This window comes from Mesorhizobium sp. M8A.F.Ca.ET.207.01.1.1 (assembly GCF_004794715.1).
Taxonomy (GTDB): Bacteria; Pseudomonadota; Alphaproteobacteria; order Rhizobiales; family Rhizobiaceae; genus Mesorhizobium.
This window is the reverse complement of the sequence record NZ_SRUS01000009.1, coordinates 94,777-108,020: the sequence shown is the minus strand read 5'-3', so window position 1 is coordinate 108,020 and position 13,244 is coordinate 94,777. Positions and strand designations below refer to the sequence as shown.

The following is a 13,244-nucleotide window of genomic DNA, read 5'->3' as shown; positions in this document are numbered from 1 at the left end:
GCGATGCAAGGCTTAGGCCGAGGTCGGATGCGAAATTTTGAGACCGGCGCGGACATAGTCCGTGAATACCACTCCGGCGTATGTGGGGGCGGTGCAAACGGTCGCCCGAGTCAGCGTTCGACCGATGCCTTCTCGACCGGCGGCTCAGGGGTGTCATCCGCTTGTGCCGCCACCTGCGCCTCGGCCGGCTTGCGCCAGTTGCGGATAAAGGCGCTCAGACGGTCGCCCATCTCGCCGGCGCTGAGGAAGACCGGCACCCGCGCCACCGGCGCGGTCGGCTCGAAGGACAGGCCGAGGCCCGTTATTCTGCCCTTGTCGTCGACATCCCTGACGATCAGCTCGATCGGGCCGAGCAGCACGCGGTCGGCATATTCGGCATGGCCGCCGAGCCGCGCCGTGACCAGCGCGCCGACGGTCTGTTTCTGCTCGGCCTCGGTGAGACCGGGCGCATAGGCGGCTTCCAGTTCGGCTGCGGAACGCGCCGGATCGACGGCGAAGGCACCGAAGAAATCGGCATCCTCCGGGTCGACTACGGCGCGGCTGGCAAACAGCTTGTCGAGCAGGCGCGGATAGCGGTCGGGCACGAAGATGTAGACCTGATCGCCGGCGGCGAGCCGGCCCATGTCCTGGAAACGCATCGAACGGCCGTCACGCAGCACCAGCGAGGGCCGGGCCCAGCGCGGGATGCGCTCGCCGCGCGCCACCGGGCTGCCCGGCGCCACGCGATAGGCAAGGAGCTCGTGATGCGCGGAGCCAGGCAGTTCCAGTTCGACCTTGTCCAGCGGTCCGAGCCGCGCCGGCACGATCAGACCGAGGCGACGCGCCAGCGGGCCGACCGTCCAGCCCTGGATGACCAGCGACACCAGAACGATGATGAAGGCGGCGTTGAAGATGCTGCGGCCGTTCTCCAGCCCGCCGAGCAGCGGTGTGATGGCGAGCAGGATCGAGACGGCGCCGCGCAGGCCGACCCAGGAGACGAAGGCGACTTCGGGACGCGGCAGGCGGAATGGGATCAGGCAGAGCCACACGGCGACAGGTCTGGCAATGAACATCAGGAACAGGCCAAGCGCTATCGCAGGCACCATGATCGCCGGAAATTGCGAGGGCGTGGCGAACAGGCCGAGGATGAGGAACATGATGATCTGCGCCAGCCACGACATGCCGTCCTGGAAGCGCTTCAGGATGGTGACGGCGCGGATGTCGGAATTGCCTGCGATGAGCCCGGCGATATAGACCGCCAGGAAGCCCGAGCCGCCAATCGCGCCGGCGGCCGCGAAGACCATCAGCGACAGGGTCAGCACGAAGATCGGCAGCAGGCCATGGTCGAGGTTGAGCCGATCGACCAGGCGTACGATGGCGAGGCCGCCAAGCACGCCGACGATGGCGCCGAGGCCCATGTTGACGAGGAAGCCGAGGATCAGGTTGGTGACCAGGACATTGGCTTCGGGATTGGCGTGGGCGGCGATGATCTCGACCAGCGTGATGGTCAGGAAGATGGCGATCGGATCGTTGGTGCCCGATTCCACCTCGAGCGTGGAGCGCACGCGCTCGCGCAGATTGATCTCGCCGGCGCGCAGCAGGAAGAACACCGCCGCCGCGTCGGTCGAGGCGACGGCGGCACCGAGCAGGAAGGATTCCAGCCAGCTGAGATCGAGCAGATAGTTGGCGGCGGCGCCGAACAGGCCGGTGGTGAGTAGCACGCCGAAGGTCGCCAGCGACAGGGCCGGTCCTGCCGCCTGCCGCAAGGCGTTGAGCGGCGTGCCGAAACCGGAATCGAACAGAATGACGGCGAGCGCCAGTGAGCCGGCAAAATAGGCGATACGGGCGTTGTCGAACTGGATGCCGAGGCCGTCGGCTCCGGTGGCGAGCCCGATGCACAGAAACAGGAGCAGGAGCGGGGCGCCGAAGCGGAAGGCGATCAGGCTCGAAAACGCGGCGGCGACAACAAGCGCCGTGCCGACCAGCGTAACGAGATAGATCGCATGCTCCATCCGTGATTTGCCCCTCGAATTCCTCTGCTTGCTGGCTTTACGGGAGAGTGGGGCGAAGGCGTGACCAGTGCAAGGCGGGAGGGTGGTTTTTTGCCCCGCGCCGCCGATTTTCGCGTTGCTGCTCCGGCAAACGAAAACGCCCGGACGAAGCCGGGCGTTTCGAGTGTCGGGAAGACAGATCCTCGATCAGGCGATGGTCTTGCCGAAAGCCACGGCGGTGTCGCTCATGCGGTTGGAGAAGCCCCATTCATTGTCGTACCACGACAGCACCGAAACGAAGTTGCCGTCCATCACCTTGGTCTGGTCGAGCGCCATGATCGAGGAGCGCGGATCGTGGTTGAAGTCGATCGACACGTTCGGGTGATGGGTAACGCCGAGGATGCCCTTCAGCTTGCCGTTGGAGGCGGCGATGACCGCTTCGTTGATTTCCTGGACCGTGGTCGCGCGCTTGGCGATGAACTTGAAGTCGACGACCGAGACATTCGGCGTCGGCACGCGGATCGAGATCCCGTCGAGCTTGCCCTTGAGATCGGGCAGCACGAGGCCGATCGCCTTGGCGGCACCGGTCGAGGTCGGGATCTGCGACAGGGCGGCGGCGCGGGCGCGGTAGAGATCCTTGTGCATGGTGTCCAGCGTCGGCTGGTCGCCCGTATAGGAATGGATCGTCGTCATCATGCCCTTTTCGATGCCGACCGTTTCATGCAGGACGGCCGCAAGCGGCGCCAGGCAGTTGGTGGTGCAGGACGCATTCGAGATGACGATGTGGTCCTTGGTCAGCTTGTCGTGATTGATGCCGTAGACGACGGTGAGGTCGGCGCCGTCGGCGGGAGCCGAGACCAGCACGCGCTTGGCGCCGGCGGTCAGGTGCGCGGCGGCCTTGTCGCGGGCGGTGAAGATGCCGGTGCATTCGAGCGCGATGTCGACGCCGAGTTCCTTCCACGGCAACTGTGTCGGGTCCTTGATCGCCGTGACCTTGAACTTCTCCTTGCCGACGGTGATCTGGTCGCCGTCGACCGACACTTCATGGGGGAAGCGGCCGTGCACGCTGTCAAAGCGCAGCAGGTGGGCATTGGTCTCGACCGGGCCGAGATCATTGACGGCGACGACCTCGATGTCCTTGCGGCCGGACTCATGGATGGCGCGCAGGATGTTGCGGCCGATGCGGCCAAATCCGTTGATGGCAACTCTGACGGTCATTATTCTCTCCCTGGGAGCTGGAAGGCGATTGGTCCGCAGCTTCATAGCGGCGGACGGGCGAAGAATCCAGCCGCAGCGGGCCAGATTTAAATCGATTAGGTTAGGCCAGTTCGGCGAAACCGCTTTTCACGCGATCTCGCCGGATTTTGTTTGGTGCATGTCGTTCCCAACGCCGCGATGCAATTTTGGGCGACCTGCCCGGGCCTCACTTGCCGTGAAGGCGGGCTTCAGCGGCCTTGGCAGCCGCATCGGCGGTGATGCCGAAATGCGGATAGAGCTGCTCGATGGTGCCGGAGGCGCCGAAGCCGGTCATGCCGATGAAGATGCCATCGGAGCCGATGAGATGGTCCCAGCCCTGGCGGATGCCGGCCTCGATCGCCATCTTGATCGGCGCGTCGCCAATGGTCTTCTTGCGATAGGCGTCGCTCTGCTTGTCGAACAGTTCGAAGCAGGGCACCGAGACGACACGGGTCGGGTGGCCATGCTTTTCCAGAAGGTCGCGGGCGCCGAGCGCGATCTCAACCTCGGAGCCGGAGGCGAAGATCGTCACCGCGGCTTCACCGCTGGCGGCGGCGAGTTCATAGGCGCCCTGGCTGCTCAGGTTCTTTTCGGTGAACTCGGTGCGGACGGTGGGCAGGTTCTGCCGGGTCAGCGCCAGCGTCGACGGCGTCTTTTCGGATTCGAGCGCGATCTGCCAGCATTCGGCGGTTTCCACGGCGTCGGCCGGACGGAACACATTGTGGTTCGGGATGGCGCGCAGGGCCGCCAGGTGCTCGACCGGCTGGTGGGTCGGGCCGTCTTCGCCCAGACCAATGGAATCATGGGTCATGACGAAGATCGAGCGAATGCCCATAAGCGAGGCAAGCCGCATCGAGGGGCGGGCATAGTCGGAGAAGCACATGAAGGTGCCGCCATAGGCGATGAGACCGCCATGCAGCGTCAAGCCGTTGATCGCGGCAGCCATGCCATGCTCGCGGATGCCGTAGTGGACATAGCGCTGGCCGTAGTCGTCCGGCGTGATGTTCTTGGTCTGGCTGGTCTTGGTGTTGTTGGAGCCGGTCAGATCCGCCGAGCCGCCGATGGTCTCCGGCACCGCGCCATTGATCACTTCGAGCGCCATTTCCGACGATTTGCGGGTGGCGACCTTCGGCTTGTCGGCCGAGAGCTTCTTCTTGTAGTCGGCGATGACGGCGTCGAAATTGCCCGGCAGCTTGCCGGCGAGGCGGCGCTCGAATTCGGCCTTCAGCTTCGGATCGGCCTTGGCCAGGCGGCCTTCCCAGTCGGTGCGCGGCTTGGCGCCGGCCTTGCCGGCGGTGCGCCAGGCGTCGAGGATGTCAGCCGGAATCTCGAAGGGCGGCGAGTCCCAGTTGAAGAACTTGCGCGCGCCCGCGATCTCGTCGGCGCCGAGCGGTGAACCGTGCGCCTTGTTGGTGCCGGCCTTGGTCGGGGCGCCGAAGCCGATGGTCGTCTTGCAGGCGATCATCGTCGGCTTGTCGGAATGGCGGGCAGCTTCGATGGCATAGGCGATCGCTTCCGGATCGGTGCCGTCGATATGGCTGGCGTTCCAGCCGGAGGCCTGGAAGCGGGCGACCTGGTCGGTGTTGTCGGCGAGCGATACCGGGCCATCGATCGAGATGTTGTTGTTGTCCCAGAAGACGATCAGCTTGTTGAGCTTGAGGTGACCGGCAAGCGCGATGGCTTCCTGGGACACACCTTCCATCAGGCAGCCGTCGCCGGCCAGCACATAGGTGTAGTGGTCGACGAGGTCATTGCCGAAGGCGGCGTTCATGATGCGCTCGCCGAGCGCGAAGCCGACCGAATTGGCGAGGCCCTGGCCGAGCGGGCCGGTCGTGGTCTCGATGCCGGTGGCATGGCCGTATTCGGGATGGCCCGCCGTTTTCGAACCCAACTGGCGGAAGTGCTTGATCTGGTCGATGGTCATGTCTTCGTAGCCTGTCAGATGCAGCAACGAGTAGAGCAGCATCGAGCCATGGCCGGCCGACAGGATGAAGCGGTCACGGTCGGCCCAGTGCGGGGCCTTGGGGTCGTATTTCAGGAAGCGGGTGAACAGCACCGTGGCGATGTCGGCGCAGCCCATGGGCAGGCCGGGATGGCCGGAATTCGCCTTCTCGACGGCGTCCATGGAGAGAAAACGGATCGCATTGGCCATCCGGTCATGTTGTTCACGCGACGTCATGGTTCCTCCGAGGTGGGGGTTTGAGGGCTTGGGAGAGCCCTTGAAAAGGGTGCGCGACACATAGCAGGCGCGGGCTTTTAGTCAACAAATCGGGTGCAGATTTGCCGGTCTTGTGATGCCGTCGGCGGGCCTACATTAGCGTTAGCGGGGGACAGTCGCGAGAGCTTTGTTGACGTTGCCTTCACCCGGTGCCTAATGTTTCTGACATAACGCGTTCTGAACGCGAACGATTCGGTGATGGGCAGGGCACAGGACGAAGGCCATGACCGGGGAAACCACGCTCAAGGAAGTAATCGCCAGGCTGAGCAAGGCCATCGAGGGGCTGGAAAATGCCGTCGCGGCCAAGCTCGAGCATGAACGAGACTATTCGGAAGCCGAGGCCGAAGTGCAGCGGATGAATGCCGATCGCTCCCGGCTGGCGCAGGAGCTCGACAATTCCGAAGCGCGCGCCGAACGGCTGGAAGACGCCAACAAGGAAGTCTCGCGACGGCTGGTGACCGCGATGGAAACCATCCGCGCCGTGTTGGACAGATAGGAGCTGGCCCGATGGCACAGGTCACGGTTTCAATCGACGGCAAGCAGTACCGCATGGCCTGCGACGAGGGCCAGGAAGAGCATCTGATCGATCTCGCCGAACGCTTCGACCGCTATGTCTCGCATCTGAAGGATTCCTTTGGCGAGATCGGCGACCAGCGGCTGACCGTCATGGCCGGCATCATGGTGATGGACGAGCTTTCCGAACTGCAGAAGCGCGTCAAGGGCATGGAAAGCGAAGTGCTGACCTTGCGCAAGACGCGCGACGAGGCGCTGACCAAGGCCGACAAGAGTGACAGCGTGCTGACCAGCGCGCTTGGCGCCCTGGCGCAGCGGATGGAAGATCTGGCGACGTCGCTGGCGATCACCAAGGCCTGAGGCGCGCCTCGCCGATCCCTGGCGTTTGTCTCATGCCCGATGTCGCGCCTTATTTTTCGCGCCCGATCCGCGGACACGGAAAAATTTTTGCCCGCCGGCTGAATAGCCGTCATCTCCAGCGTTTAATCAGTCACGCTGCGGTGCTACGATCGGGTGCCGGCACCGGCCGGCGAAAAGAATACCGGCTACATTTCACAAGGGGTAGGGATAGGTCATGAGTCTTCGTATCAACGACATTGCGCCGGACTTCACCGCAGAAACCACGCAGGGAGCCATCAAATTCCATGACTGGATCGGCGACGGCTGGGCGATCCTGTTCAGCCATCCGAAGAATTTCACGCCGGTCTGCACGACCGAGCTTGGTACGATGGCGGGTCTCGAGGGCGAGTTCAAGAAGCGCAACGTCAAGATCATCGGCATTTCGGTCGACCCGGTCGAAAGCCACGGCAAATGGCAGGACGACATCAAGACGGCCACCGGCCATTCGGTGCATTATCCGCTGATCGGCGACAAGGACCTCAAGGTCGCCAAGCTCTATGACATGCTGCCAGGCGGCGCCGGCGAGACCTCGGAAGGCCGCACGCCCGCCGACAACGCCACCGTGCGCTCGGTCTACGTCATTGGACCGGACAAGAAGATCAAGCTGGTGCTGACCTATCCGATGACGACAGGGCGCAACTTCGACGAGATCCTGCGCGCGGTCGATTCCATGCAGCTCACAGCCAAGCACCAGGTGGCGACGCCGGCGAACTGGAAGCAGGGCGAGGACGTCATCATCACCGCCGCCGTTTCCAACGAGGATGCGATCAAGCGCTTCGGCGCCTACGAGACCATCCTGCCTTATCTCAGGAAGACCAAACAGCCTTCCGCCTGAAGCCAACGCGTCGCAACCGTTTTTGGTTTTTCCGCTTCTGCGAGCCAAGTCATGCTTGACTGGCCCGCGGGAGCGGACAACCATGCCCGCAATGGGTTCCGGTGGAGAAAATCGTTCCTGCCGGCCGTGGGGTGAGGGAGCCGGACGTGGATGTAGCTTTGGCCAGGCCTTTGGTCAGCGGCTTCTATGACAAGCCGACCGGGGCCATTCAGTATGTCGTCACGGACCCGGCGACGAAGCGATGTGCCATCATCGATCCGATCCTGGATTTCGACGAGAGATCCGGCGCAACCGGTACGAGGAGCGCGGATGCCCTGCTCGGTTTCGTCGGGGAGAACGGGCTGGAGCTCGAATGGATCCTCGACACCCACCCGCACGCCGACCATATCTCGGCGGCGCATTACCTCAAACAGAAGACCGGAGCGCCGATGGCGATCGGCGACAGGATCGTCGACGTCCAGGCCCTGTGGAAGGTCATCTACAACTGGCCCGATTTTCGCGCCGACGGCACGCAGTGGGACAGGTTGTTCGCCGAGGGCGAGACGTTCCGGATCGGAACCCTTCCGGTCAAGGTGCTGTTCTCGCCAGGACATACGCTGGCGTCGATCACCTATGTGGTGGGGGATGCGGCGTTCGTGCATGACACGATGTTCATGCCCGACAGCGGCACGGCGAGGGCGGATTTCCCCGGCGGCAGCGCCGCACGGCTCTGGCGCTCGATCCAGGGCATCCTGGCGTTGCCCGACGAGACGCGTGTCTTCGTCGGCCATGACTATCAGCCCGGTGGCCGCGAGCCCTTGTGGGAAAGCACCGTGGCGATACAGAAATCCACCAACACCCATCTTGTCGCCGCGCGCACCGAGGCCGAGTTCGTGGCGCTACGCGAGGCGCGCGACCGCACATTGCCGATGCCGCGGCTGATCCTGCATGCGCTGCAGGTCAACATGAATGGCGGCCGGCTGCCGGAACCGGAAGCCAATGGCCGGCGGTACCTCAAATTTCCACTGGACGGGTTGTGAAGTTTAGTCCTTCTCCCCGTCACTATACGGGGAGAAGGTGGCGGCAGCCGGATGAGGGGCGGCGCCGACGTTTGGCGATGATGTTTGGCAGTTGCTGCGCCGGTGGCAATCGCGCAATCTCGGTGCCGCCCCTCATTGTCCTGCCGGACATTTCTCCCCGTAGAGTGACGGGGAGAAAGGGCTGTGTCGTCGGCTTCGCCAAACAAAAAAGCGGCGCCAGTTTCCTGACGCCGCCTTGATATTCCTGGCTGATCCCGGCTTTAAGCCGCCGGCTGTGCCTCGATGGTACGCAGCGCCTGCATCTGGCGCTTGGCGGCGGCCTTGACGGCATCCTGCACCTTCTCGAAGGCGCGCACCTCGATCTGGCGAACGCGCTCGCGGCTGATATCGAACTCGGCCGACAGTTCTTCCAGAGTGAGCGGCTCCTCGGCGAGACGACGCGCCTCGAAGATGCGCCGCTCGCGATCGTTGAGCACGGCCAGAGCGCCCGACAGCATGCCGCGCCGGTTTTCCAGCTCGTCCTGCTCGATCAGCATCTCTTCCTGGCTTTCGTGGTCGTCGACCAGCCAGTCCTGCCATTCGCCGGACTCGCCTTCCGTCGCCCGGATCGGCGCGTTGAGGGACGCGTCGCCGGACAGGCGGCGGTTCATCGACACCACTTCGGCCTCGGAAACGTTCAGCCGCGTAGCGATCTCGGCGATCTGGTCGGGCTTGAGGTCTCCGTCGTCCAGCGCCTGGATCTTGCCCTTCACCTTGCGGAGATTGAAGAACAGACGCTTCTGGTTGGCAGTCGTGCCCATCTTGACGAGGCTCCACGAGCGCAGGATGTATTCCTGGATCGAGGCCTTGATCCACCACATGGCGTAGGTGGCGAGACGGAAACCACGCTCGGGTTCGAATTTCTTGACGGCCTGCATCAGGCCGACATTGCCTTCCGAGATCACCTCGCCGATCGGCAGGCCGTAGCCGCGATAGCCCATGGCGATCTTGGCGACGAGCCGCAAATGGCTGGTGACGAGCTTGTGCGCGGCCGTGGTGTCTTCGTGCTCGGCGTAACGCTTGGCGAGCATGTACTCTTCCTGCGGCTGCAGCATGGGAAAGCGGCGGATTTCTTCCAGATAGCGGCTGAGGCCGCCTTCGCCGGAAACGATACTGGGTAATGACTGGGCCATGATAGCGCCCCCTCTCTATTGGAGTGATGCCCCCGAAACGCGGCGGGCATGTGACGCGAGCACCAAAAGGCTCGCCCGCGACATCAGAACTTATACAGGAACAAAACCAGAAAAGACAGGCATTTGTTCAACACGAAACAGTGTGTCACGTTGAAGTGAACAATGCCACTCAGGTTTTTTGATGGCAGGTTCAGAGTTTGCGAAAGCTGCCGACGAGTTCCTCCATGTCCCCCGGTATCGGCGCCTCGAACCTCATCGTTAGATGGGTAGTGGGATGCCGAAATGCAAGGAGCCAGGCATGCAAAGCTTGCCGGGAAAATGCCTTGACCTGACTTTTCAGGGGCTCCGGCAGTCGGTTGGCCTTGGTGCGGAACGCCAGGCCGTAATCGGGGTCGCCGATGACGGGGTGGCCGATATGGGCCATGTGAACGCGGATCTGGTGGGTGCGGCCGGTTTCCAACCGACATTCGACGAGGCTTGCGGTGGCGAATTCCCGCTGGTCCTCGCCGAAACGCTCCTGCACGGCAAAGCGGGTGACGGCGTGGCGCGCGTCGTCGCGGCCTTCCGGCACGACAGCGCGGCGCACCCGGTCGGCGGCGCGGCCAAGCGGCGCGTCGATCGTTCCGGTCGGCCTCTGGGGTATGCCCCAGACCAGCGCAAGGTAGGCGCGTTCGAGGTCGCCCGTCAGGCCGTGGTCGGCGAAGGCCTCCGACAGCGCCTTGTGGGCGCGGTCGGTCTTGGCGACCACCATGACGCCGCTGGTCTCCTTGTCGAGGCGATGGACGATGCCCGGCCGGCGTACTCCGCCGATCCCAGACAGGCTGTCGCCGCAATGGTGGATCAGCGCATTGACCAGCGTGCCGGTCCAGTTGCCGGCGCCGGGGTGCACGACCAGCCCGGCAGGCTTGTTGATGACGATCAGTTCGTCGTCTTCATAGAGCACGTCGAGCGCGATGTTCTCGCCCCGTGGCTGCGCCGGTTCCGGCTCCGGCATGGCGACCGAAACATTTTCGCCTGCGCTCATCTTGCGCTTGGTTTCGTCGACCGGCTTGCCGTCGATGACGACGGCGCCTTGCCTGATCAGCATCTGCACGCGACTGCGTGACATGTCCGGGCCGAGGGCCGCCGCCAGCCACTGGTCCAGGCGTTGGCCGGCCGCATCCGCGCCGGCGACCAGCAAGGTGGGCGCAGCCCCCATCAACAGGTCCTCTATCAATTCGGGGGCCTCTTCGCTATGAGCGCTCATCGAAAAACCATTCTGGAATATTTGCCATGGCCCGGCCCGATGCCGATGAAGAACAGGAAAAGCCGCTTGACCCCGAGGTCGACAAGCTGCGCGGCAAGCTCATCCGCTTCATGGCCATTAATCTCGGCCTGCTCTTTCTGGCTCTTATGGTGGTGATCGCGGCGATTGTCTACAAATCACGCAAGGCGCCGCCGGCCAACCCGGCGCTGTCCGGCGACGTCCAGACGCCGGCGGGCGAGCCGGCCAGCGCCGATATCGTGCTGCCGGTGGGCGCCAAGGTGGTCAGCCAGTCGCTGTCGGGCGATCGTCTTTCGATCGATGCCGATCTCGCCGACGGCAGCCGTGCGATCTTCGTCTATGACATCGCCGAGCGCCGCCTGATCGGCCGTTTTGCAATCCGCAACAAATAGACAGGCAAAGACGATGGCCGGATACTCCGAACATCGCCGTGTCGCGACCGTGGCGCTGGTCGTCGCCGACTATGACGAAGCGATCGCCTGGTATGTCGGCCGGCTGGGCTTTCTGCTGCTCGAGGACGTCGATCTCGGCGACGGCAAACGCTGGGTGATCGTCGCGCCGGCAAACGGGCAGGGCGCCAGGCTGCTGCTTGCCGAGGCATCCGACGAGGCGCAGAGGAAAAGCATCGGCAACCAGACCGGCGGCCGGGTTTTTCTCTTCCTCGAAACCGACGATTTTGCCGGCGATCATGCCGCGATGTTGGAGAAGGGCATCGAATTCCGCGAAGCGCCCCGTTTTGAGCCCTATGGAACGGTGGCGGTTTTCGCCGATCTCCACGGCAATCTGTGGGATCTGATCCAGCCGAAACGCTAGCTTGCGGGCTGTTTTTCGTCCGCTGCCGCAAAGCCGCCGAACCCCAGTTGCTTTTTCCCAGCCGCCAGCCTATATCGCCCCTTCTTGAGCGCGCCCATCGTCTAGCGGTCAGGACACCGCCCTCTCACGGCGGGAACAGGGGTTCGATTCCCCTTGGGCGTACCAAGCAACGGCGCGGTCGTTGATCTCCAGACAATCCAACAACACCGGCCAGTACCGGCATGGGCTCTGCATGCCTCGAAAGAGCGCGCAAATGCCGCGAGAGCCGGGGACGTCGTGTGCCCGGATCCACCCAATTTAAGTCAGGCCGCGGCGCTTGAAAGCGCTGCGATCTCTGATACTTGCGGGGCGGGGTAGCTTTCGCGGCAACGCGGATTTCGGGTCGGGTAGAGTTTGGAATGACTTCCGTGACGATGATATGCACGCACTGCCATGGCGGCGGCAAGGTTTTCGATTGCTCCAGATGGCGTGCGTCAAAAGGGCATTGCTGCCCGCAAGGGACGCATCAAAGTGGTTGTCCCGGAAAGACCATGGTGTGCGCGCAGTGCGCGGGTCTCGGGACGGTGCCAGAAGCCGAATTCAGGGCGGTCGCATAGGCCGTCCTGCCGCAAGAGGATGGCTTCGCGGCTCAGCGATTCCCGACTGGGCGCGTGGGACGACAGGCGCGTTAAGGTTTGGTTTACCAATAGCCTGTCTATTGGGGTCAATTCGCTTTCGGCCCGCGACCACGGATGTACTGGCGCAACTGCCGAGGTGAAAAGGAAAGGTCGGCTCAGTGCCGGCCTTTTTGTTTTCGGCTATTGGCTCACATTGGCCATGCTCTGTCCGAACAACTTTTTGGCAAGGGATATTGCCATTGCCGGTGTTGGCTCTACCATCGATCCCGGCGGTCCCGTGCGGATTGCCGGCTGGTCGTGACGATGAGGGCTTGCGATGAAGGGTGTTGCCGAACTGGTCATTGCGGGTGTGATGTCGACAGGGATCGTCTGTCCGTCGAATGCCGCAACACTCAACAACATGGACGATGTCGGAGCCGCGATCCAGTCATGCTGGACGCCGCCCGCCGATGCCGGGAATTCGACTGTAACCCTGAGCTTCAGCTTCAAGCGCGACGGCACTCTGATCGGTCCGCCGCGGCCAACCGCGGCCAAGGTGGCCGGGGACGAGAAGGCGCGCAAGTCGTTCATCGACGCGGCCGTCGCCGCGGTCAAGAATTGCACGCCGCTGAATTTTTCACCTGATCTGGCGCAAGGCATTGGCGGCAACGTCTTCACGTTGCAACTCGTTTCACCCAAGAAATAGCTTTCAAGACAATTGCTGCCGGGCCTTTTTCCCCAGCCGGCAGTTCAATGGCTCAGGCGCCGCAGTTCTGCATGCCGTGCCAGGTCCGGTGTCTCAAAGACATAGTCGCTCCAGGCCGATTCCGGAATCTGCCCGGCCAGATAGCACTCCAGCAATAGGTTTTGCTCGGCATTGAGCGGCCGTGGGGCACGGTCGTGATCCAGCCCGAGAGAGTGAAAAAGGTTTCTTGTCAGTTCCGATACCGTGAAGTGGATCGACATCTGCGTTCTCCTTCGCCCTTCAACGCAGCAGCACGGGCAAAGGTTTCAAGGCCAGTCAGCGGTAACGCCTGATTGATCGCGTGGCTCGACGCATCGGCCTGCCGACGGCCGCGACCCCGGGGCTGTCTCCGTTGTTTCCCGGTTCGTCTCAATCTTGAAATAAAAATGTAATATCGAATTTACAGGCCGAACTATATTACACTAGATGAAGGTCTGCTCAGGCAAGAATTCTTAAAGCATTAG

General features: G+C 63.1%; 14 protein-coding genes and 1 tRNA gene. 9 read left to right on the top strand and 6 right to left on the bottom strand.

Annotation, left to right across the window (positions count from 1 at the left end; translation table 11 throughout):
* Positions 1–110 precede the first annotated feature (110 nt).
* From EN850_RS24895 to tkt, 3 genes are all read right to left on the bottom strand, one after another.
* The gene (locus tag EN850_RS24895; RefSeq protein WP_136092483.1) at positions 111–1,991 is read right to left on the bottom strand and encodes a potassium/proton antiporter; all 1,881 of its coding nucleotides are present in this window, start codon (positions 1,989–1,991) and stop codon (positions 111–113) included.
* Positions 1,992–2,177: 186 nt separating this feature from the next.
* Complete coding sequence (gene gap, locus EN850_RS24890) at positions 2,178–3,188, bottom strand: type I glyceraldehyde-3-phosphate dehydrogenase (protein ID WP_135863121.1); 1,011 nt, start codon at positions 3,186–3,188, stop codon at positions 2,178–2,180.
* Between the two features lie 205 nt (positions 3,189–3,393).
* Positions 3,394–5,385 (bottom strand): transketolase, encoded by a 1,992-nt coding sequence (gene tkt, locus EN850_RS24885; protein ID WP_135863119.1) that lies wholly within the window; start codon positions 5,383–5,385, stop codon positions 3,394–3,396.
* Between the two features lie 262 nt (positions 5,386–5,647).
* Here tkt and EN850_RS24880 point away from each other — a divergent pair, with 262 nt between their 5' ends.
* From EN850_RS24880 to EN850_RS24865, 4 genes are all read left to right on the top strand, one after another.
* The gene (locus EN850_RS24880) at positions 5,648–5,920 is read left to right on the top strand and encodes a DUF4164 domain-containing protein (RefSeq protein ID WP_015315371.1); all 273 of its coding nucleotides are present in this window, start codon (positions 5,648–5,650) and stop codon (positions 5,918–5,920) included.
* An 11-nt stretch (positions 5,921–5,931) separates the two neighbouring features.
* A complete protein-coding gene (locus EN850_RS24875; RefSeq protein WP_127277837.1) occupies positions 5,932–6,297 on the top strand; it encodes a cell division protein ZapA in 366 nt (121 codons plus the stop codon).
* Positions 6,298–6,511: 214 nt separating this feature from the next.
* Complete coding sequence (locus EN850_RS24870; protein ID WP_015315373.1) at positions 6,512–7,171, top strand: peroxiredoxin; 660 nt, start codon at positions 6,512–6,514, stop codon at positions 7,169–7,171.
* 146 nt (positions 7,172–7,317) lie between these two features.
* The gene (locus tag EN850_RS24865; protein WP_136092482.1) at positions 7,318–8,190 is read left to right on the top strand and encodes an MBL fold metallo-hydrolase; all 873 of its coding nucleotides are present in this window, start codon (positions 7,318–7,320) and stop codon (positions 8,188–8,190) included.
* 260 nt (positions 8,191–8,450) lie between these two features.
* Here EN850_RS24865 and rpoH read toward each other — a convergent pair whose 3' ends face one another.
* Both rpoH and EN850_RS24855 read right to left on the bottom strand, forming a co-directional pair.
* Complete coding sequence (gene rpoH / locus EN850_RS24860) at positions 8,451–9,362, bottom strand: RNA polymerase sigma factor RpoH (protein ID WP_015315375.1); 912 nt, start codon at positions 9,360–9,362, stop codon at positions 8,451–8,453.
* Positions 9,363–9,552: 190 nt separating this feature from the next.
* Positions 9,553–10,608, bottom strand: a complete 1,056-nt coding sequence (locus EN850_RS24855; protein ID WP_136092481.1) for an RluA family pseudouridine synthase — start codon at positions 10,606–10,608, stop codon at positions 9,553–9,555.
* Positions 10,609–10,634: 26 nt separating this feature from the next.
* On the opposite strand from EN850_RS24855, the gene EN850_RS24850 reads away from it, so the two are divergent.
* The 5 genes from EN850_RS24850 to EN850_RS24830 all read left to right on the top strand — a co-directional run bounded on the left by EN850_RS24850 (position 10,635) and on the right by EN850_RS24830 (position 12,741).
* Positions 10,635–11,018 carry a fimbrial protein gene (locus EN850_RS24850; protein ID WP_136092480.1) on the top strand — a complete coding sequence of 128 codons (384 nt, stop codon included), beginning with the start codon at positions 10,635–10,637 and terminating at the stop codon, positions 11,016–11,018.
* Positions 11,019–11,031: 13 nt separating this feature from the next.
* Positions 11,032–11,439 carry a VOC family protein gene (locus EN850_RS24845; RefSeq protein WP_136092479.1) on the top strand — a complete coding sequence of 136 codons (408 nt, stop codon included), beginning with the start codon at positions 11,032–11,034 and terminating at the stop codon, positions 11,437–11,439.
* Positions 11,440–11,529: 90 nt separating this feature from the next.
* A tRNA-Glu gene (locus EN850_RS24840) sits at positions 11,530–11,604 on the top strand.
* Positions 11,605–12,054: 450 nt separating this feature from the next.
* Positions 12,055–12,357 carry a hypothetical protein gene (locus EN850_RS24835; protein ID WP_135863110.1) on the top strand — a complete coding sequence of 101 codons (303 nt, stop codon included), beginning with the start codon at positions 12,055–12,057 and terminating at the stop codon, positions 12,355–12,357.
* Between the two features lie 15 nt (positions 12,358–12,372).
* On the top strand, positions 12,373–12,741 hold the full coding sequence (locus EN850_RS24830; RefSeq protein WP_136092478.1) for a cell envelope integrity protein TolA: 369 nt from the start codon (positions 12,373–12,375) through the stop codon (positions 12,739–12,741).
* A gap of 44 nt (positions 12,742–12,785) precedes the next feature.
* Here EN850_RS24830 and EN850_RS24825 read toward each other — a convergent pair whose 3' ends face one another.
* The gene (locus EN850_RS24825) at positions 12,786–13,001 is read right to left on the bottom strand and encodes a hypothetical protein (protein WP_135882131.1); all 216 of its coding nucleotides are present in this window, start codon (positions 12,999–13,001) and stop codon (positions 12,786–12,788) included.
* Positions 13,002–13,244 lie beyond the last annotated feature (243 nt).

Excerpts from the sequence above, each read along its gene's own strand:
- EN850_RS24895 (WP_136092483.1), bottom strand. The coding sequence starts at position 1,991 with ATGGAGCATGCGATCTATCTCGTTACGCTGGTCGGCACGGCGCTTGTT.
- gap (WP_135863121.1), bottom strand. The coding sequence starts at position 3,188 with ATGACCGTCAGAGTTGCCATCAACGGATTTGGCCGCATCGGCCGCAAC.
- tkt (WP_135863119.1), bottom strand. The coding sequence starts at position 5,385 with ATGACGTCGCGTGAACAACATGACCGGATGGCCAATGCGATCCGTTTT.
- EN850_RS24880 (WP_015315371.1), top strand. The coding sequence starts at position 5,648 with ATGACCGGGGAAACCACGCTCAAGGAAGTAATCGCCAGGCTGAGCAAG.
- EN850_RS24875 (WP_127277837.1), top strand. The coding sequence starts at position 5,932 with ATGGCACAGGTCACGGTTTCAATCGACGGCAAGCAGTACCGCATGGCC.
- EN850_RS24870 (WP_015315373.1), top strand. The coding sequence starts at position 6,512 with ATGAGTCTTCGTATCAACGACATTGCGCCGGACTTCACCGCAGAAACC.
- rpoH (WP_015315375.1), bottom strand. The coding sequence starts at position 9,362 with ATGGCCCAGTCATTACCCAGTATCGTTTCCGGCGAAGGCGGCCTCAGC.
- EN850_RS24855 (WP_136092481.1), bottom strand. The coding sequence starts at position 10,608 with ATGAGCGCTCATAGCGAAGAGGCCCCCGAATTGATAGAGGACCTGTTG.
- EN850_RS24850 (WP_136092480.1), top strand. The coding sequence starts at position 10,635 with ATGGCCCGGCCCGATGCCGATGAAGAACAGGAAAAGCCGCTTGACCCC.
- EN850_RS24845 (WP_136092479.1), top strand. The coding sequence starts at position 11,032 with ATGGCCGGATACTCCGAACATCGCCGTGTCGCGACCGTGGCGCTGGTC.
- EN850_RS24835 (WP_135863110.1), top strand. The coding sequence starts at position 12,055 with ATGGCTTCGCGGCTCAGCGATTCCCGACTGGGCGCGTGGGACGACAGG.
- EN850_RS24830 (WP_136092478.1), top strand. The coding sequence starts at position 12,373 with ATGAAGGGTGTTGCCGAACTGGTCATTGCGGGTGTGATGTCGACAGGG.
- EN850_RS24825 (WP_135882131.1), bottom strand. The coding sequence starts at position 13,001 with ATGTCGATCCACTTCACGGTATCGGAACTGACAAGAAACCTTTTTCAC.